The 17,130-nt window shown below is 35.0% G+C and carries 18 protein-coding genes and 4 tRNA genes; 13 read left to right on the top strand and 9 right to left on the bottom strand.

Translation table 11 applies throughout. The features are described 5' to 3' along the window. Positions 1–322: 322 nt before the first annotated feature. The 6 genes from KEM10_RS09915 (at position 323) to KEM10_RS09890 (ending at position 6,867) form a co-directional block, all read left to right on the top strand. Complete coding sequence (locus tag KEM10_RS09915) at positions 323–1,633, top strand: UDP-glucose dehydrogenase family protein (RefSeq protein ID WP_212215827.1); 1,311 nt, start codon at positions 323–325, stop codon at positions 1,631–1,633. Between the two features lie 111 nt (positions 1,634–1,744). Continuing rightward, the gene (locus KEM10_RS09910) at positions 1,745–2,704 is read left to right on the top strand and encodes a UDP-glucuronic acid decarboxylase family protein (protein ID WP_212215826.1); all 960 of its coding nucleotides are present in this window, start codon (positions 1,745–1,747) and stop codon (positions 2,702–2,704) included. Between the two features lie 23 nt (positions 2,705–2,727). Next, positions 2,728–3,600: a glucose-1-phosphate thymidylyltransferase RfbA gene (gene rfbA, locus KEM10_RS09905; RefSeq protein ID WP_212215825.1), complete on the top strand. Its 873-nt coding sequence runs from the start codon at positions 2,728–2,730 to the stop codon at positions 3,598–3,600. Positions 3,601–3,669: 69 nt separating this feature from the next. Further along, positions 3,670–4,221 (top strand): dTDP-4-dehydrorhamnose 3,5-epimerase, encoded by a 552-nt coding sequence (gene rfbC, locus KEM10_RS09900; RefSeq protein WP_212215824.1) that lies wholly within the window; start codon positions 3,670–3,672, stop codon positions 4,219–4,221. A gap of 3 nt (positions 4,222–4,224) precedes the next feature. Beyond that, positions 4,225–5,097 carry a dTDP-4-dehydrorhamnose reductase gene (rfbD, locus tag KEM10_RS09895; RefSeq protein WP_212215823.1) on the top strand — a complete coding sequence of 291 codons (873 nt, stop codon included), beginning with the start codon at positions 4,225–4,227 and terminating at the stop codon, positions 5,095–5,097. A 24-nt stretch (positions 5,098–5,121) separates the two neighbouring features. After that, on the top strand, positions 5,122–6,867 hold the full coding sequence (locus tag KEM10_RS09890) for a phospho-sugar mutase (RefSeq protein ID WP_212215822.1): 1,746 nt from the start codon (positions 5,122–5,124) through the stop codon (positions 6,865–6,867). A gap of 54 nt (positions 6,868–6,921) precedes the next feature. Here the strand turns inward: KEM10_RS09890 and KEM10_RS09885 are convergent, their stop codons facing one another. Beyond that, positions 6,922–8,346: an ATP-dependent DNA helicase gene (locus tag KEM10_RS09885; protein ID WP_212215821.1), complete on the bottom strand. Its 1,425-nt coding sequence runs from the start codon at positions 8,344–8,346 to the stop codon at positions 6,922–6,924. 89 nt (positions 8,347–8,435) lie between these two features. On the opposite strand from KEM10_RS09885, the gene KEM10_RS09880 reads away from it, so the two are divergent. From KEM10_RS09880 to KEM10_RS09855, 6 genes are all read left to right on the top strand, one after another. Next, on the top strand, positions 8,436–9,065 hold the full coding sequence (locus KEM10_RS09880) for a hypothetical protein (protein WP_212215820.1): 630 nt from the start codon (positions 8,436–8,438) through the stop codon (positions 9,063–9,065). 4 nt (positions 9,066–9,069) lie between these two features. Further along, a complete protein-coding gene (locus tag KEM10_RS09875; protein WP_212215819.1) occupies positions 9,070–9,924 on the top strand; it encodes a DUF3822 family protein in 855 nt (284 codons plus the stop codon). Then, entirely contained in the window at positions 9,915–10,454 is a 540-nt protein-coding gene (gene rsmD, locus KEM10_RS09870; protein WP_212215818.1) for a 16S rRNA (guanine(966)-N(2))-methyltransferase RsmD, read from the top strand. Before KEM10_RS09875 ends, rsmD begins: the two co-directional genes overlap by 10 nt. Before the next feature lie 94 nt (positions 10,455–10,548). Next, positions 10,549–10,836, top strand: a complete 288-nt coding sequence (locus KEM10_RS09865; RefSeq protein ID WP_212215817.1) for a DUF134 domain-containing protein — start codon at positions 10,549–10,551, stop codon at positions 10,834–10,836. Positions 10,837–10,852: 16 nt separating this feature from the next. Further along, positions 10,853–11,230 carry a NifB/NifX family molybdenum-iron cluster-binding protein gene (locus KEM10_RS09860; protein ID WP_212215816.1) on the top strand — a complete coding sequence of 126 codons (378 nt, stop codon included), beginning with the start codon at positions 10,853–10,855 and terminating at the stop codon, positions 11,228–11,230. Next, positions 11,218–11,634 (top strand): acyl-CoA thioesterase, encoded by a 417-nt coding sequence (locus KEM10_RS09855; RefSeq protein WP_212215815.1) that lies wholly within the window; start codon positions 11,218–11,220, stop codon positions 11,632–11,634. Before KEM10_RS09860 ends, KEM10_RS09855 begins: the two co-directional genes overlap by 13 nt. Positions 11,635–11,688: 54 nt before the next feature. Here the strand turns inward: KEM10_RS09855 and KEM10_RS09850 are convergent. From KEM10_RS09850 to aroQ, 6 genes are all read right to left on the bottom strand, one after another. Beyond that, positions 11,689–11,762, bottom strand: a tRNA-Asp gene (locus KEM10_RS09850). A gap of 22 nt (positions 11,763–11,784) precedes the next feature. Further along, positions 11,785–11,858 (bottom strand) — tRNA-Asp (locus KEM10_RS09845). A 24-nt stretch (positions 11,859–11,882) separates the two neighbouring features. Then, positions 11,883–11,956 (bottom strand) — tRNA-Asp (locus KEM10_RS09840). Positions 11,957–11,997: 41 nt separating this feature from the next. Then, a tRNA-Asp gene (locus KEM10_RS09835) sits at positions 11,998–12,071 on the bottom strand. A 301-nt stretch (positions 12,072–12,372) separates the two neighbouring features. Further along, complete coding sequence (pyk, locus tag KEM10_RS09830; protein ID WP_212215814.1) at positions 12,373–13,797, bottom strand: pyruvate kinase; 1,425 nt, start codon at positions 13,795–13,797, stop codon at positions 12,373–12,375. Between the two features lie 90 nt (positions 13,798–13,887). Then, a complete protein-coding gene (gene aroQ, locus KEM10_RS09825) occupies positions 13,888–14,319 on the bottom strand; it encodes a type II 3-dehydroquinate dehydratase (RefSeq protein ID WP_212215813.1) in 432 nt (143 codons plus the stop codon). A 188-nt stretch (positions 14,320–14,507) separates the two neighbouring features. Between aroQ and xerD the strand changes: the two genes are divergently transcribed. Then, complete coding sequence (gene xerD, locus KEM10_RS09820) at positions 14,508–15,407, top strand: site-specific tyrosine recombinase XerD (protein ID WP_212215812.1); 900 nt, start codon at positions 14,508–14,510, stop codon at positions 15,405–15,407. Between the two features lie 49 nt (positions 15,408–15,456). Here xerD and KEM10_RS09815 read toward each other — a convergent pair whose 3' ends face one another. Both KEM10_RS09815 and cdaA read right to left on the bottom strand, forming a co-directional pair. Then, on the bottom strand, positions 15,457–16,323 hold the full coding sequence (locus KEM10_RS09815; RefSeq protein WP_212215811.1) for a TIGR01777 family oxidoreductase: 867 nt from the start codon (positions 16,321–16,323) through the stop codon (positions 15,457–15,459). 39 nt (positions 16,324–16,362) lie between these two features. Continuing rightward, on the bottom strand, positions 16,363–17,130 hold the full coding sequence (cdaA, locus tag KEM10_RS09810; RefSeq protein WP_212215810.1) for a diadenylate cyclase CdaA: 768 nt from the start codon (positions 17,128–17,130) through the stop codon (positions 16,363–16,365).

Here is a 17,130-nt window from a genome sequence, read left to right as displayed (position 1 = left end):
TTGTAAAAAATCGCTGCAAAAGTATTAACTTTTTTCTAGTTAAAAAACTTTCTAAGCCAATATTTTACAGCTAAGTTGCAAATTTAGCTTATTAAAAAGGTGTCGTCAAGAAGTCATCGGATACAAACTAATTATACTAATGTCTAACCCCACCATGTTCATCAATATTTTCTAATACATTCATCACATATTCAAACACTTTCACAAAGTATAACCCACTAATAAGATTTATCATTATTTAAATCATATAATATTTTCTATTTTTGATGTTCGAAAAAAAACTCATCTATTCAACAATCTTTAATAGATTAAATTATACGCCATGAAAATTTCAATTATAGGTACAGGTTATGTTGGCTTAGTAACAGGAACATGTTTCTCTGATACAGGTGTGAATGTAACATGTGTTGATATTGACGAAAAAAAAATAGAAAATCTTAAAAATGGGATTATTCCTATATACGAACCTGGCCTGGACAGAATGGTTCTTGCTAACGTTGAAAAAGAAAGATTACAATTTACAACAAGCTTAAAAGAAAGTCTTGAACAAGCAGAGGCAGTCTTCATTGCAGTTGGAACACCTCCAGGTGAAGATGGAAGTGCTGATTTAAGCCACGTGTTAGCTGTTGCTCGCGAAATAGGTAAACACATTACGCAACATATTGTAGTTGTCACAAAAAGTACAGTGCCGATTGGCACAGCTAAAAAAGTAAAAGCTGCTGTTCAGGATGAATTAGAGAAAAGAGGCGTAGAAATTGATTTTGATGTTGCATCTAATCCTGAATTTTTGAAAGAGGGTAATGCCGTTGAAGACTTTCTTAAGCCTGACAGAATTGTTGTAGGTATAGAATCGGAAAAGGCTGAAAAGATTATGCAAAAGCTATACAAGCCTTTCACTCTCAACGGGCATCCTATCTTATTCATGGATATACCATCAGCAGAAATGACCAAATACGCTGCCAATGCGATGTTAGCAACTAAAATTAGCTTTATGAATGACATTGCTAACCTATGTGAAATTGTTGGTGCTGATGTTTCTAATGTTCGTCGTGGTATTGGTTCTGATACCAGAATTGGAAATAAATTTATATATGCAGGTGCCGGATACGGTGGTTCATGCTTTCCTAAAGATGTAAAAGCCATTATTAAAACAGCTCAGCAATACAATTATCGTTTACGTTTATTAGAATCTGTTGAAGATGTGAATAACGATCAGAAAATGGTGATTGTTAGTAAAATATTAAAGCATTTTGGCAACGTAAAAGGAAAAACGTTTGGAATGTGGGGTTTATCATTTAAGCCACAGACTGATGACATGAGAGAAGCTCCATCAGTTGTTATTGCCAATGCCCTTATTAAGGAAGGTGCAAAAGTTAAGGCATATGATCCTGTTGCTGCTGAAGAAGCCCATAAGATTTTAGGTGACACAATTGAATATGGCAAAGACCAGTACGATGCACTAATTGATACTGATGCCCTAATATTAATAACTGAGTGGCCGGAGTTTAGAATTCCTAACTATAAAGTGATGGAAAAACTAATGAATGAAAAAGTAATTTTTGACGGTCGAAACATTTATGATCCGGTTGAATTAAAAGAAAACGGCTTTACCTATTATGGTATAGGACGATAAATATTATTCATTACAATACAATTAAGTCTGGATTTTTGATTCCAGACTTTTTTATTTTTATTTTCCTAATATTGCATTAATCAATATCATAGACATTTTATCTAATCATCCATGAAGAAAAGAATTTTAATTACTGGTGGAGCTGGATTTATAGGATCTCATTTATGCGAAAGATTGCTGAATGAAGGGAATGAAGTAATTTGTATGGACAATTACTTTACTGGCGCAAAAGATAATATAGTGCACCTGCTTGACAATCCTTACTTTGAATTGATTCGCCATGATGTGACCCATCCTTATTTTATTGAGGTGGATGAGATTTATAATCTGGCATGTCCGGCATCACCAGTTCATTATCAATATAATTCAATCAAAACCATTAAAACTTCCGTTATGGGAGCCATTAATATGCTGGGCTTAGCTAAGCGAATTAAAGCACGCATATTACAAGCTTCTACCAGCGAGGTTTATGGAGACCCTCTGATTCATCCTCAACCAGAAACTTATTGGGGAAATGTAAATCCAATTGGTATCAGATCATGTTATGACGAAGGAAAACGTTGTGCAGAGAGTCTTTTTGTTAATTATCACGAGCAAAATGATGTTGATATTAAAATTATACGAATATTCAACACCTATGGTCCAAGAATGAATCCTGAAGATGGAAGAGTTGTATCTAACTTTATAGTTCAGGCTTTATTAGGAGAAGACATAACTATTTTTGGGGATGGCAAACAAACCAGAAGTTTCCAATACGTTGATGATTTAGTGGAAGGAATGATTCGAATGATGGGAAGCAGAAAAGAATTTAACGGGCCCGTTAATATTGGAAACCCAAATGAATTTACAATGATTGAACTGGCTAATGAAATCATTGATCTAACGAATTCGAAATCTAAGTTAACAAACCAACCTTTACCAGCAGATGACCCTACTCAACGCCAGCCAGACATATCATTGGCTAAAAAAGAGTTAAATGACTGGGAGCCCAAAGTACAGCTTCGTGAAGGTTTAACCAAAACAATTGAATATTTCGATGGTCTTTTAAAAAGTGGCTGGACGAGAAAATAAATCCTTAATTAAATGTAAATCCAATGAAGCAAAGAAAAGGAATAATATTAGCAGGTGGCTCGGGTACTAGATTATACCCGGCAACAAAAAGCATTTCAAAGCAAATCATCCCGGTATATGACAAACCAATGATTTATTATCCTTTATCGGTTTTAATGCTTGCTAATATTCGTGAAATACTAATAATTAGCACACCACATGACCTGCCATTATATGAAAACCTTTTTGGAGACGGATCTGATTTAGGACTTAAAATTAGCTATGCAGAACAACCATCACCAGATGGATTGGCTCAAGCTTTTATTATTGGCGAAGAATTTATTGGCGATAGTGACGTTGCCATGGTACTAGGTGATAATATCTTCTACAGCTATGGTTTTAGTGAAACCTTATCGAAAGTAACTAAAACTGAAGATGCAGCGGTTGTTTTTGGGTACTATGTTACCGATCCGGAAAGATATGGAGTTGCTGACTTTGATTCTTCAGGAATGGTAACTTCAATTGAAGAAAAACCTGAAAAGCCAAAATCAAATTATGCAGTAACAGGATTGTACTTTTATCCTAACGATGTAGTTGAGAAAGCCAAAAGTTTAAAGCCTTCCAAACGTGGTGAACTGGAGATTACAGACCTTAATATGCTTTATTTAAACGAAAAGAGACTTCAACTAAGTCAATTAGGTAGAGGAACTGCCTGGTTAGATACCGGAACGCACGATAGTTTACTTCAGGCAAGTAATTTTATATCAACCATTGAAAATCGTCAGGGATTAAAAGTTGCTTGTATAGAAGAAATTGCATTCACTAAAGGGTATATCAACCGAGACCAATTACTAAAGTTAGCTGAACCGCTAAAGAAAAACGAATACGGTCAATACCTAATTCGTTTGGCAAAATAACAACGAATCGTTTATTAATTACTCGATTTTAATAATGCATTGTTATTTTTGCAGCTCAAGAAATATTAAATGAAAATTGAAAAAACACATATTCCTGGTTTAGTAATTATTCAACCCCAAGTATTCGCTGACGACCGTGGTTTCTTTATGGAATCATATAACGAAAACAGATATTTTGAAAATGAAGTACTCCCCCACTTTGTTCAGGATAACATATCTAAATCGTGCTACGGTACAGTAAGAGGATTACATTACCAATTAGCTCCTTTTGCTCAATCTAAATTAGTACAGGTTATTGAAGGTAAAGTGTTAGATGTTGCAGTTGACCTAAGAATAAAGTCACCAACTTTTGGTCAAAGCTTTTCAATAGAATTATCAGCTAAAAATAAAACACAGTTTTTTATTCCTCAAGGTTTTGCCCATGGTTTTTCAGTTTTAAGCGAAACAGCCATTTTTATGTACAAATGTGATAATTACTATAATCGAGAAGCAGAAAGAGGCTTGGCCTATAACGATACTCAGTTGAATATCGACTGGAAAATTCCGCAAGATAAAATCATCATTTCTCAGAAAGATGGTATTTTACCTACTCTAAGAGAAGCTGAATATAATTTTGTTTAAATTATGAAGAAGATTTTGGTTATTGGTTCTGAAGGACAATTAGGCAATGAAATAAAAGAATTGTATCACCAATTCCGTGAAGCCAAATTTACATTCACAACTATAGAATCATTGGATGTTACCAATCAAGTAGCTTTGAAAAATAAAATTACTTCAGACTCCTTTGATTATATTATTAATTGTACTGCTTATACTGCTGTTGATAAAGCTGAGACGGATAAGGATTTAGCCGATATAATTAACAATCAAGCTATTAAAACTATTGGAAAAAGTTCTTCAGAGATAAATGCTAAAGTGATACATGTTTCAACTGATTATGTATTTGATGGTAGTAACTTCAAACCATACTCTGAGGAAGATCAAACATCTCCTAATTCTGTTTATGGAAAAACGAAACTTGATGGTGAATTGGCCCTGTTAAAAGAAAATTCGGAATCTATCGTTCTTAGAACGTCCTGGTTGTATTCTTCGTTTGGAAATAACTTTGTTAAAACCATGATGAAGCTGGGAAATGAAAGAGATGAGCTGAATGTAATTTTCGATCAGGTTGGCACCCCAACTTATGCTCGCGACTTAGCTAAAGTTATTCTTTATATTATTGAAAAAGACATTAACTTAGCCATTCCTTTTCAGAGTGGCATATATCACTATAGCAACGAAGGTGTTTGTTCATGGTTTGATTTTACCAAGACCATTCACGAAATTGCAAATATAAACTGCAATGTAAAGCCAATAGAAAGCAAAGATTATCCGACTGCTGCACCTAGGCCGCATTACAGTGTTTTAAACAAGACCAAAATCAAAACAATCTATAATGTTGACATTCCATACTGGAAAGACAGTTTAAAGGAATGTATAGCACTAATTAATCAGTAATCTAACAACTGTATTTTAAGAAAGATGCAAAAGGAAGTATTAAACTCAGTATTAGAAAAAGCACAATCATGGTTGGATGGTGCTTATGATGAAGAAACAAAAAGTGCCATCAAACAAATGATGGACAATGAGGATAAAACATCTCTTATCGACTCATTTTATAAGGATTTAGAGTTCGGAACAGGTGGCTTACGTGGAATCATGGGCCCTGGCTCAAACCGCATGAATCGTTATACCGTTGGAGCAGCCACTCAAGGATTAGCCAATTACATTAATAAAGAATTTGCTGATGCAAGTGAGAAAAGCGTTGTTATTGGCTATGATTGTCGTAATAACAGCAGACTTTTTGCCGAAGTGGTTGCTGATATTTTCAGTGCCAACGGAATTAAGGCTTACTTATTTGAAGATTTACGTCCTACTCCTGAAATTTCATATGCTATCCGTCAGTTAGGATGTCAGAGTGGTGTTATTATCACAGCTTCACACAACCCTAAAGCATACAATGGCTACAAGGCTTATTGGAATGATGGTGCACAATTAACAGCGCCACACGATACTAATGTAATTGATGAAGTAAACGATATTACTTCTGTTAACGACATCAAATTTGATGGTAATAAAGAGTTGATTGAGATATTGGGTGAAGATATGGATAACCAATTCCTTGATCAGGTTCAATCATTAGTGCTTGATCAGGAAGTTATTGATCGCAACAAAGATCTTAAAATTGTTTATTCGCCAATCCATGGTACTGGAGTTAAGATGATTCCTGCGGCATTACGTCGTTGTGGTTTTGAAAACGTTATTAATGTACCGGAGCAAGATGTGGTTAGTGGAGATTTTCCAACAGTAGTTTCTCCAAACCCTGAAGAACCAGCAGCACTTGAAATGGCCTTGAATAAAGCCAACGAAACGGATGCTGATCTGGTAATGGCATCAGATCCAGACAGTGATCGATTGGGTATTGCTGTTAGAAATGAAAAAGGAGAATTTGTTTTGGTTAATGGTAACCAAACTGCTACCCTTCTGACATGGTATATCTTAAAAAAATGGAAAGAGCAAGGTCGCTTAACCGGTAAAGAGTACATTGTAAAAACAATTGTTACTTCTGAGCTTATCAAAGAGATTGCTGTTAAAAATGAAGTTGAATATTTTGATGTCTATACCGGATTCAAATGGATTGCAAAAGTAATTCGCGATTTGGAAGGCAAGAAAAAATATATATGCGGAGGTGAAGAATCATACGGTTTCTTACCTGGTGATTATGTACGCGATAAAGATGCTGTTGCCGCAATTACAATTACCGCTGAAATTGCTGCCTGGGCTAAAGACAATGGTAAATCATTATTTGACGTATTGCAAGACATTTACATGGAATACGGATTCTCAAAAGAAAAAATGATTTACATTGTTCGTGAAGGTAAGAGTGGCGCTGATGAAATCAAGCAAATCATGCAAGACTTTAGATCTACACCTCCACAAACTTTAGGTGGTGATAAAGTAAGTATCATCAAAGACTATTCTAAACTTAATGCTCAGTACGTCTTAGAAGGAAAAGATGAAGCTATTGATTTACCAGGAACTTCAAACGTGCTTCAATTCTTTACCGAAAAAGGATACAAAGTATCTGTTCGTCCTTCAGGTACCGAACCTAAAATCAAGTTTTACTTCGAAGTTCAGGTTCCTATGAACAGTAAAGATGAATATTACGCAGCAAATGAAAAAGCTGATGAGATTATTGGCAATATTGCTAAAGACCTTGGAATTTAATTTTCATTAAACATACTACTAAAAACTCCGCAATAGCGGAGTTTTTTTTTGTTTCTATTTTGCAAAGAATTCATCTTTGAAATTAACCAAATACACTCTTTCTGTAGCACGGGTGATAGCTGTATATAACCACCGAAAATATCCTTTTCCCATTTGTTCTTCCGGCACATAACCTTGATCAATAAAAACCGCTTTCCACTGTCCACCCTGCGATTTATGACAGGTCATAGCATAGGCATACTTAACTTGCAAGGCATTATAATAAGGGTTTTTCTTCAGTTCTTCATATTGTTTTCGCTTTGATCTTTCAAATTGATAATCTTCCATTACAGTTTTAAAAAAAGCTTCCTGCTCTTCGCGAGAGAAGCCAGCGGTATCGGAATGAAGAGCGTCTAATACAATTTTGGCATCAATCTCAAGTAGTTTGTAATCTGATAACCGAACCGTAACATTAGCAAACCTTCTATCATACAATTCCTCATACCCGTTAATACGTATCACCTCTGCAATATCACCGTTGGCAATAAAATCAGCCTCTTTACTATCTTTTAGCCAATGATAATTATTTTTAACTATCAATAAATGATCCGTAACAGTCAATTCCTCCTCACGATACAAAATTGAATTTCGTATTCCCTGATTAAACAGATTTGCTCTTTTATTAGATCGGCACACAACCAGAGTTTCATCTAAACCATAATTTTCCTGACACCAATTCAGTTCATCAATCAACTCTTCTCCGGATATTCTCTTAAAATCTGCAAAATTCTTAGCTTCTAATTCTGGGAATGTAGGTTCAAAAAAAGATTCATTTAAAGCTAAGCGTAATTTAGTAGCATTATAAAGTATACCACTATTCTCTTCTTGCCTCACCACTTCACTTAAAAAGTAATCCTGAACATGCAAGCCCAAGCTTCTTAGGTTATCTTTATCTAAGGCCGGACTATCTTCAAAGCCCACAGGAGGCAACTGTGCCACATCACCTATGAGAATTAGTTTACAATTTCCTTTCCCAAATACAAAATTCAACACATCTTCTAAAAGCCTTCCCGATCCAAAAGTGGTATATTCTAAACTGCTGTTTGATATCATTGATGCTTCATCAATTATAAAGATGGCATCTTTCGACTTATTGAAGTTTAAATGAAAATTACTAAAATCATCATTTGAGGATTCGCGACGGTAAATTTGTTTATGAATGGTATAGGCAGGCTTTCCGGTATAGCTACTTAAAACTTTTGCAGCTCTTCCGGTAGGTGCCATTTGCTGAAACGGTATTTCAAGCTTTTCCAACACATCTGTGAACGCCTTCATCAAGCTGGTCTTACCTGTACCTGCATATCCTTTTATTAAACAGACACTTTCTTGTTCTTCAGACATGACAAAATCACCTAATCCCCCAATTAATTTTTGTTGAGAAGGTGTTGGTTCAAAGTTAAACCCTTCAAGAATTAAGTTACTTATATGTTTATTTAGCATTTTTAATGTAGATAAAGCCCCGGAAAAAATCGTAATTTGATTTTTTTTTTAACTTTGGGCATTCAAACTAAAACAAAAATCCGAAGATAATGAAAACAGTGATTCAGATTGTCCTTACAGTTGCTATTATTGCTTTAGGCTATTTGTGTGTTGAGAGTATTCAAAAACCAATCCGCTTTCAGGAAGCTCATGAAATGAGAAAAGATGCGAATGTGGAAAAATTGATGCTTACTCGTGATGCGCAGGTTGCATACAAGTCTGTTTACAACAAATATACAGGAAGTTTCGACACTTTGATCAGTTTTATCAAAAACGACTCTCTACCATTAATTAGAAAAGAAGGTAGTTTGACTGACAGTATGTTGGAAGCCGGTATGACTGAAGTAAAAGCTTTAGCTTTAGGTATTATTAAAAGGGACACTATTCGTGTTAGTGTTAAAGACTCTTTGTTCCCGGAAGGTTATTCGGTAGATTCATTACCATTTATTCCTTTTGTTGAAGGCGAAAAATTTGAAATGGGCGCCGGAGTTGTAGAAACAGGTTCAGGAGTTAAAGTGCAGGTATTTGAGGCTAAAGTGCATAACAACGTGTACTTAGATGGTCTTGAGGCTCAGGAAATCATTAATTTAAATGATAAGACTCAAAAATTGGAGAGATATCCTGGTCTTAAAGTTGGTTCATTGGAGGAAGCAAATAATAATGCTGGTAACTGGGAATAGTACAATGACCAAAACATACGTTGTATCCTCTTCGTTTGACGAAAGCATTACAACTTCATATTTTTTGTCCATCCGATCTGCTTCGGATGGACTTTCTTTTTGTGTTTTAGACCCTGTTACAAACACATATATTGCGTATGCCAATATTCCATTTAAGGATTCTAGTGCTGATCATATCAAAACACAGGAATTATTAATTACTGAAAAACTCCTGAATTTACCTTATAAAAAGGTATTGTTTATGATCGAAACGCCTAACGCAACATTGGTACCAACCGCCTTATACGATCCCGCAAAAAAACAGGAACTATTTAATCTGAACCACAGCATCAATTCTGTTGATTGTGAATTACAGGAGCATAAAATTAAAATGGCTGACGCATGGAATATCTTTGCGATTCCTAAATTCTTATATCATCTGATAAAAAATCAGTTTGATTCTGTTTCATTTTATCAACAACACTCTCCTTTTGTTGAAGGCTGTTTATTGTCAGCGCAAAACAAAAAGGACGAAAACAGTATCCACATCGACTTACATGATCACTTCTTTGATATTGTAGTGATGGAATCAAGAGCTCTGAAGCTTTGCAACTCGTTCAAGTTTACGACCCCTAACGATTTTATTTATTTTGTCCTGTTTACATTTGAACAGCTAAAAATGTCAACAGAGAACACACGTATTCATCTTCACGGAGTATACGATCGCCAGAATCCTTATTATCTGGCATTAAAAAACTACTTACGACAAACCAAAATTGTCACACCATCTTATCATTTTAATTTTAGCGATACACTAAAAATAAAAGATCAATATAAACAAGAGCATCACAATCTATTTAATTTGGCAATATGCGTATAATTAGTGGATACTTAAAAGGACGACGTTTTTCCCCACCAAAAAGTTTTAAGGCTCGCCCTACAACAGACATTGCACGCGAAAGCTTGTTTAATATTCTAATGAATCGTTTAGATTTTGAAGATTTAAAAGTTTTAGATCTTTTTGCCGGTACAGGAAGTATTTCATACGAATTTGCTTCCAGAGGTTGTGAAAATATAACTACAGTGGAATTTAATTATAATCACTTTTCGTTTATAAAAAAAACAACTCAAGAACTGGAATTAGATAAATATATCAGACCAATTAAAGCGGATGCTTTTAAATATATGCAGAAAAGCAGTGAGAAATTTGATCTTATTTTCGCTGATCCTCCCTTTGATTTGAAACAATTTGATACGATTCCGGATCTTTTCTTTCAACAAGAATTATTGAATGAAAACGGATTATTTATACTTGAACATTCCGACAAAAAATCATTCGAAAATCATCCAAATTTTAGCGAATTAAAGAAGTATGGTAAAGTACATTTCTCTTTTTTTACCAACTTATAATTAAAAACTCTCAACTTTCATTATAACAAATAAGGTCTCATGCCCCTTGTTTATAATGAGCATATGCTTATATTTGCAACATTATAATTAGCATATGCCAAGAAAAAAGACATACAGACACATCTGTGGCAAACCGTCGATTACCTATTTCAAACCTGCAGGTGTTCCTTTGCGAGATATAACAGAAACCGAATTAACACTTGACGAATACGAAAGTATTAGATTAGCTGATTACGAGGGTCTCTATCAGGAGGAAGCTGCAAAATTAATGAACATCAGTCGCCAGACATTCGGTAGAATTATCAGTTCAGCACATCAAAAAATTGCGCAAGCATTAATTAATGGTAATGCCATTGCAATTAAAGATAAACCAGACGAATAATTTAATATTTTAAATAATGAAAATAGCAATTCCAACAAAAGACAAAATGGTTGATGATCACTTTGGTCATTGCCAATTTTTTAGTGTAGCTACAATTAGCAATAATGAGATTGTAGAAATAGAAGAAATCCCTTCTCCTAATGGATGTGGATGCAAGACTGACATAGTTGGTACATTAAAGAACAAAGGGGTTTCCGTAATGCTTGCCGGAAACATGGGACAAGGTGCAGTGAATAAAATTAACCAATCTAATATTCAGGTAATCAGAGGCTGCTCAGGTGAAATTGAAGATGTAATAAAGGCATACTTAAAAGGCGAAACAATCGATTCTAAAATTGTATGTGAGCAACATTCAGATAACAGCGCTAAAGAAGGGCACCAATGCAGTCATTAAGCAACAACGACATCTTTATATATGAACATCGGGTTAGCTATGCAGAAACTGATAAAATGCAGTTTTTACATCACTCAAACTACGCACGTATATATGAAAATGCACGATGGGAATACTTTAGATCACTAAATATATCATATTCTAAAATTGAAGAACTAGGTATAATGATGCCTGTGATTAATATGGATTTTCATTTTATTAAGCCGGCTTTTTACGACGATAATCTTCAAATTGAAGTGAGCATTGAAAATCTTACAAATGTAAAAATAAGCTTCAAATACGCTACCATAAAAAACGGTGAGACTATTAATACCGCCACGGTGACACTTGCCTTTATGCATAGTAATTCAGGCAAGCCGACTCGCACCCCTGAATTCATAAAAAATGCGTTGCAAAATCAATAAATTCAAAATGCTTATAAAACAAAAAAGGGAGCAATTTTGCTCCCTTTTTTTATGCGGTCTGGACGGGACTCGAACCCGCGACCTCCGGCGTGACAGGCCGGCATTCTAACCAACTGAACTACCAGACCAAAAGATGTTTCAAAAAGATTGCGGTCTGGACGGGACTCGAACCCGCGACCTCCGGCGTGACAGGCCGGCATTCTAACCAGCTGAACTACCAGACCTAAAAGATAATTTCAAAAAGATTGCGGTCTGGACGGGACTCGAACCCGCGACCTCCGGCGTGACAGGCCGGCATTCTAACCAACTGAACTACCAGACCAATTTCTTTGAATATTATCAAAAATCTTTTTTCTAAACTAGCGGTCTGGACGGGACTCGAACCCGCGACCTCCGGCGTGACAGGCCGGCATTCTAACCAACTGAACTACCAGACCAGTTTAGATATCTTTCAACATCTCTTGTTAATAGAATCACACATTTGAGATTCTTTACTTTCTTCTGAACTCCTTACTTGGCAAGCTTTTCATTAAGCTTATCAGGTATATCTCTTTCTGAAAGCGATGCAAAGGTAACTCTTCTTTTTTTATATGCAATACTATTTTTCAAATCAGTTAATATTTTCTTTGTTCATATTTGTTCAGCTATTGCTTATCAATATTTTACCAAAGAAAAAAAATCAAAAAAAAGGCGCTACCCAAGTGGATAGCGCCTTTTTGAACTATTTTGAGAACCCTATTAAGCGTTCTCTATTTTCTTTAACAATGCATCAGCAGTGATAATTTCCAAATAAGTGGTTCCACCACCAAGTCCTAAGCTACCGCCTAAATAAGCAACTAAATCGCTACCCTCTAAAACTTCTTTTTTCATAAGTTTTTTAAGCGTCTTCTTAAGGATATCCTTAGCGTCGGTTCCATCTTCCATTACACGTGGATAAACACCATAAGAAAGAGCTAATTGACGACCAACTTCAGCAGAATGACTTAATGCATAAACAGGCACAGTAGCACGGAAAGCAGCAATATAACGAGCTGTTTTTCCAGTTAAAGCCTCTGTCAATACAGCTTTAACATCTAATGTTTTACTTGCATTCACAGCTGTATCTGCTAAATATGCAGTTACTTCTGCCTCATTCTTAGGTACAGGAATGTCGTTACGTGAATCTTTAGCAGCTTCAACCTCCTTAGCAATTTTCGACATTGTTCTAACAGCTTCAACAGGGTAACTACCATAAGCAGTTTCACCACTTAACATGATAGCATCTGTACGGTGATAGATTGCGTTTGCAACGTCTGTTACCTCAGCACGTGTAGGACGAGGGTTTTTAATCATTGTATGCAACATTTGAGTTGCTACAATAACAGGTTTCTTAGCTTCCACACAAGCGCGAATCATTTGACGCTGAATTCCAGGAATTTTTTCCTGAGGAACTTCAATACCTAAGTCACCACGAGCTACCATAATACCGTGAACATGCTCTAAAATCTCTTCAAGATTCTCAACACCTTCTTGGTTCTCAATTTTAGCAACGATTTTCATCGGGCTATTTTTCTCATCAAGGATAGACTGTACTTCTAATACATCTTCTTTGTTACGAACAAAAGAGTGAGCTACAAAATCAATTCCGATTTCAGCTGCATACTTAATGAAGTTTCTGTCTTTTTCTGTAACAGAAGGAAGATTGATTCTCACACCTGGAACGTTAACACTCTTACGGCTTCCTACTTCACCATCATTGGTAACAGTACATACTAAATGATCTCCTTCTTTAGCATCAACCACAAGTGCAACTTCACCATCATCGATCAAAATGTCACCACCTACCGGCACATCCTGAACGAAGCTTTCGTAACTTACATAGATACATTCTTTAGACGATTCATTTTCAATACCGCCTTTAACCTTTACAACATCACCTGTTTTGAATTGAAGGTTTCCATCACATTTTGATGTTCTGATTTCAGGTCCTTTTGTATCAATTAAAATAGCAATCTTGTCAGATACAGCTCTAACATTATCAACTACTTTCTTAACACCTTCAAAGTCCTGGTGAGCAGTGTTCAAACGAACAACGTTCATTCCTGACTTGTACAACTTTTTTAAAAAGTCAACTTCGCAATCACGATCTGAAATTGTAGCAACAATTTTCGTAAACTTCTTCATAATTAAATTTTTCTGGAGGTATGCAACTATTTAAACATATTGAATCCAGCCCTTCCCCTGCTCGATCCAAAAAATTAATAAAATTCTAGTTTATATTTTTTTATTCACTCTTATTAAGGCCTCAATACCCAATCGATAAGAATCGAGCCCAAAACCTGATATGCTTCCTACACATACCGAACTTATAAATGAATGATGCCTGAATTGTTCCCTTTTAAAAACATTACTTATATGTACTTCAACTACCGGACTCTTAATGGCAGCTATTGCATCTGCAATGGCCAATGAAGTATGCGTGTACGCACCTGCATTTAGCACAATACCATCAATGTTAAAACCTTTTTCATGAAGTTTATCTATAATTTCACCTTCATGATTTGATTGAAAATACTCTAAATCAATTTGACCGAACTCTTCTTGAATTTTTTGAAAATAATCTTCAAAAGTGTCAGATCCATATATAGTAGGTTCTCTTTTTCCTAACAAATTCAGGTTAGGACCATTAATTATAAGTATACTCATATAATATCTGTTGATATCGTGAGCGCAAAATTACGATTGTTTATTGGAAAATAAAACTTAAAAGGGTTATGAATAACAGTTTTTAATATTTATAATAGTATTTTTTAGTAAAATATTTGATCTTTATTACTGTAATATTTATTTTTGGTTATACTTGCAATCGGGAAACTGTAATAAACTTAAAAATTATGAATTGGGAATCAGAAATTAATGAGTTTCGAAACTACCTCAAAATTGAAAAGGGGTTATCAGAAAACTCAATACACGCTTACGTAACAGACCTTACGAAGCTTGTAGCGTTTTTAGAGGAGAATAAGCTTAAGAAAGGACCTGAAGACATTATTCTCGCTGACCTTAAAGAGATGATGGAATGGATTGGACACCGGGGGATCAGTCCACGAACTCAAGCCAGGGTTATTAGCGGCATTAAGTCGTTCTATAAATTTCTTTTAATTGAAGAAAAAGTAGAAAAAGACCCTACAGCCTTATTAGAATCACCAAAAATTGGTAGGAAATTACCTGATATTCTTTCTGTTCAGGAGATTGATTCTATTATTAGTGCTGTTGACACTAAAAAACCAGAAGGACAACGTAACAAAGCTATATTAGAAACACTTTATAGTTGTGGTCTTCGCGTTTCAGAACTAATTGATCTTAAAATTTCTAACTTGTTCTTCGAATCAGGTTTTATTAAAATCGAAGGAAAAGGAAATAAAGAAAGATTAGTGCCTATTAGTACTAAAGCTATTAAGGAGATTAATCTTTACTTAAGTGAATATCGTCGTAATCTTAAGATTAATCCAGACGATGAAGATATTCTTTTCCTTAACAGACGAGGTAAAAAATTATCCAGAGTAATGATTTTTACCATCATTAAAAATTTAACTAAGAAACTTGGTTTCGAGAAAAACATTAGTCCACATACTTTCCGTCATTCTTTTGCAACTCATTTGATTGATGGTGGTGCGAACTTGAGAGCAGTTCAGGAAATGTTAGGACACGAATCCATTATTACAACAGAGATTTACACACATCTTGATAAAGAGTATTTAAAAAATACTTTAATTCAGTTTCACCCAAGATCGTAGTATATTCTAAAATATTAAGGGCTGTCTTTTTAAGACAGCCTTTTTTTATTCAACAAAGGTCGTTTAAGATCGATTCTAATGTCGGGTAAGAGAAATGGAAATCATCTTTCAGCATTCTTTTAGGCACTACCTTTTGGCCAACTAATAGAAAGTTTGCTCCTTCACCTAAAATCATTCGTAAGGCAAATTCAGGCACTTTTAACCAAAGTGGACGGTTTAGTTTTTCGGCTAATGCAATACTAAATTCTAAATTCGAGATCATTTCAGGTGCCACAAAATTATAAATACCACCGGAAGCTTCGCGTTTTAGCAAATACCATATCCCACTTAAAACATCTTTAATATGAATAAATGGAAAAACCTGATGGCCATCTCCTAGCGTTGATCCAAAGCCAAACTTAAAAGGTTTTATTAATTTAGGAAAAGCACCTCCTTCTTTGCCTAATACAGCACCCAATCGGATTAAACAAAGTCGAACATTCTTAACATTACTAATTCGAAGAGCTTCGGCTTCCCACTTTTGACATACTTCGCCTAAGAAATCATCTGCATAACTGGTAGAAAATTCATCATGTACTTCAAAAGCATCGTAAATACCAACTGCAGATGCAGAGATAACTACATCAGGTTTATCAACTGCTGCTTCCACTGCATCAACAATTCGTCTTGTAACATTTAATCTGCTATATAAAATTTTTCGCTTAGTCTTTTCATTCCATTTCTTAGCAATGCTATGCCCTGCCAGATTAATTACTGCATCGCTACCATTAATTGCTTTTGTTAATTCTGCCGGATTATGAAGAATAGCTCTGTTTAGCTTTAAAACCTGGTATCCGTTCTGTTCAAGAAAATCAACCAGCTTTTTTCCTATGAAACCTGTTGCTCCACTTATTGCTATTTTTTCTTTTCCTTCCATTAAAACATTATATTTTTAATCTGACTTTTAAAATTTACGCTAATTCTTAGATAAAAGTTCTTTTAACTCATCAGAACTCACTCCCATTTCCATCTGACCTTTACTAAAAAACGATATTCGACCGGTTTCTTCAGAAACAACAATGGCCATTGCATCTGTAGCCTCCGTAATACCCATAGCAGCTCTATGCCTCAACCCAACTTTTTTAGGTAGAGTTCTGTTTTGAGAAACAGGTAAAATACAACCTGCCGCTTTAATTTTATTTCGGGTAATAATAACAGCACCATCATGTAACGGACTATTTTTAAAGAATATATTCTCAATCAACTGACTAGATATCACTCCGTTTATTAATTCACCAGTCTGCACATAATCTACCAACTCCGATTCTTTTGAAATAACAACCAATGCTCCGGTTTTTGTCTTTGCCAAGTTTTCACATGCCCGAACCAAGGGTATATTGTAAATATCCATCATTCCTTTCGATTCATTCATAAAAACTTTATCCAGAGAAAACTTTGAAGTAAGATTGTATCGTGATCCTAATAAAATAAGGAAACGTCTGATTTCTTGCTGAAAAACAACTATAAAAGCTAATACTCCAACGTTCACAAAATTATCCATAATACTGGCAGACAATTCCATGTTAAACGCCTTAATCAGCAACCACAACAATACAAAAGCAAAAATGCCTATAAGAATATTTAGTGCAACGGTACCTTTTATCAGCTTATACACTCTGTACATGAGGTATGCAACCAATACAATATCGATAAGATCTATTAAGCGTATCTCTAAAAAAGTCAT

This window comes from Carboxylicivirga linearis (genome assembly GCF_018271995.1).
Taxonomy (GTDB): domain Bacteria; phylum Bacteroidota; class Bacteroidia; order Bacteroidales; family Marinilabiliaceae; genus Carboxylicivirga; species Carboxylicivirga linearis.
This window is presented reverse-complemented; position numbering and strand designations above follow the sequence as displayed.

Excerpts from the sequence above, each read along its gene's own strand:
- KEM10_RS09915 (WP_212215827.1), top strand. The coding sequence starts at position 323 with ATGAAAATTTCAATTATAGGTACAGGTTATGTTGGCTTAGTAACAGGA.
- KEM10_RS09910 (WP_212215826.1), top strand. The coding sequence starts at position 1,745 with ATGAAGAAAAGAATTTTAATTACTGGTGGAGCTGGATTTATAGGATCT.
- rfbA (WP_212215825.1), top strand. The coding sequence starts at position 2,728 with ATGAAGCAAAGAAAAGGAATAATATTAGCAGGTGGCTCGGGTACTAGA.
- rfbC (WP_212215824.1), top strand. The coding sequence starts at position 3,670 with ATGAAAATTGAAAAAACACATATTCCTGGTTTAGTAATTATTCAACCC.
- rfbD (WP_212215823.1), top strand. The coding sequence starts at position 4,225 with ATGAAGAAGATTTTGGTTATTGGTTCTGAAGGACAATTAGGCAATGAA.
- KEM10_RS09890 (WP_212215822.1), top strand. The coding sequence starts at position 5,122 with ATGCAAAAGGAAGTATTAAACTCAGTATTAGAAAAAGCACAATCATGG.
- KEM10_RS09885 (WP_212215821.1), bottom strand. The coding sequence starts at position 8,346 with ATGCTAAATAAACATATAAGTAACTTAATTCTTGAAGGGTTTAACTTT.
- KEM10_RS09880 (WP_212215820.1), top strand. The coding sequence starts at position 8,436 with ATGAAAACAGTGATTCAGATTGTCCTTACAGTTGCTATTATTGCTTTA.
- KEM10_RS09875 (WP_212215819.1), top strand. The coding sequence starts at position 9,070 with ATGACCAAAACATACGTTGTATCCTCTTCGTTTGACGAAAGCATTACA.
- rsmD (WP_212215818.1), top strand. The coding sequence starts at position 9,915 with ATGCGTATAATTAGTGGATACTTAAAAGGACGACGTTTTTCCCCACCA.
- KEM10_RS09865 (WP_212215817.1), top strand. The coding sequence starts at position 10,549 with ATGCCAAGAAAAAAGACATACAGACACATCTGTGGCAAACCGTCGATT.
- KEM10_RS09860 (WP_212215816.1), top strand. The coding sequence starts at position 10,853 with ATGAAAATAGCAATTCCAACAAAAGACAAAATGGTTGATGATCACTTT.
- KEM10_RS09855 (WP_212215815.1), top strand. The coding sequence starts at position 11,218 with ATGCAGTCATTAAGCAACAACGACATCTTTATATATGAACATCGGGTT.
- pyk (WP_212215814.1), bottom strand. The coding sequence starts at position 13,797 with ATGAAGAAGTTTACGAAAATTGTTGCTACAATTTCAGATCGTGATTGC.
- aroQ (WP_212215813.1), bottom strand. The coding sequence starts at position 14,319 with ATGAGTATACTTATAATTAATGGTCCTAACCTGAATTTGTTAGGAAAA.
- xerD (WP_212215812.1), top strand. The coding sequence starts at position 14,508 with ATGAATTGGGAATCAGAAATTAATGAGTTTCGAAACTACCTCAAAATT.
- KEM10_RS09815 (WP_212215811.1), bottom strand. The coding sequence starts at position 16,323 with ATGGAAGGAAAAGAAAAAATAGCAATAAGTGGAGCAACAGGTTTCATA.
- cdaA (WP_212215810.1), bottom strand. The coding sequence starts at position 17,130 with ATGACTTTTTTAGAGATACGCTTAATAGATCTTATCGATATTGTATTG.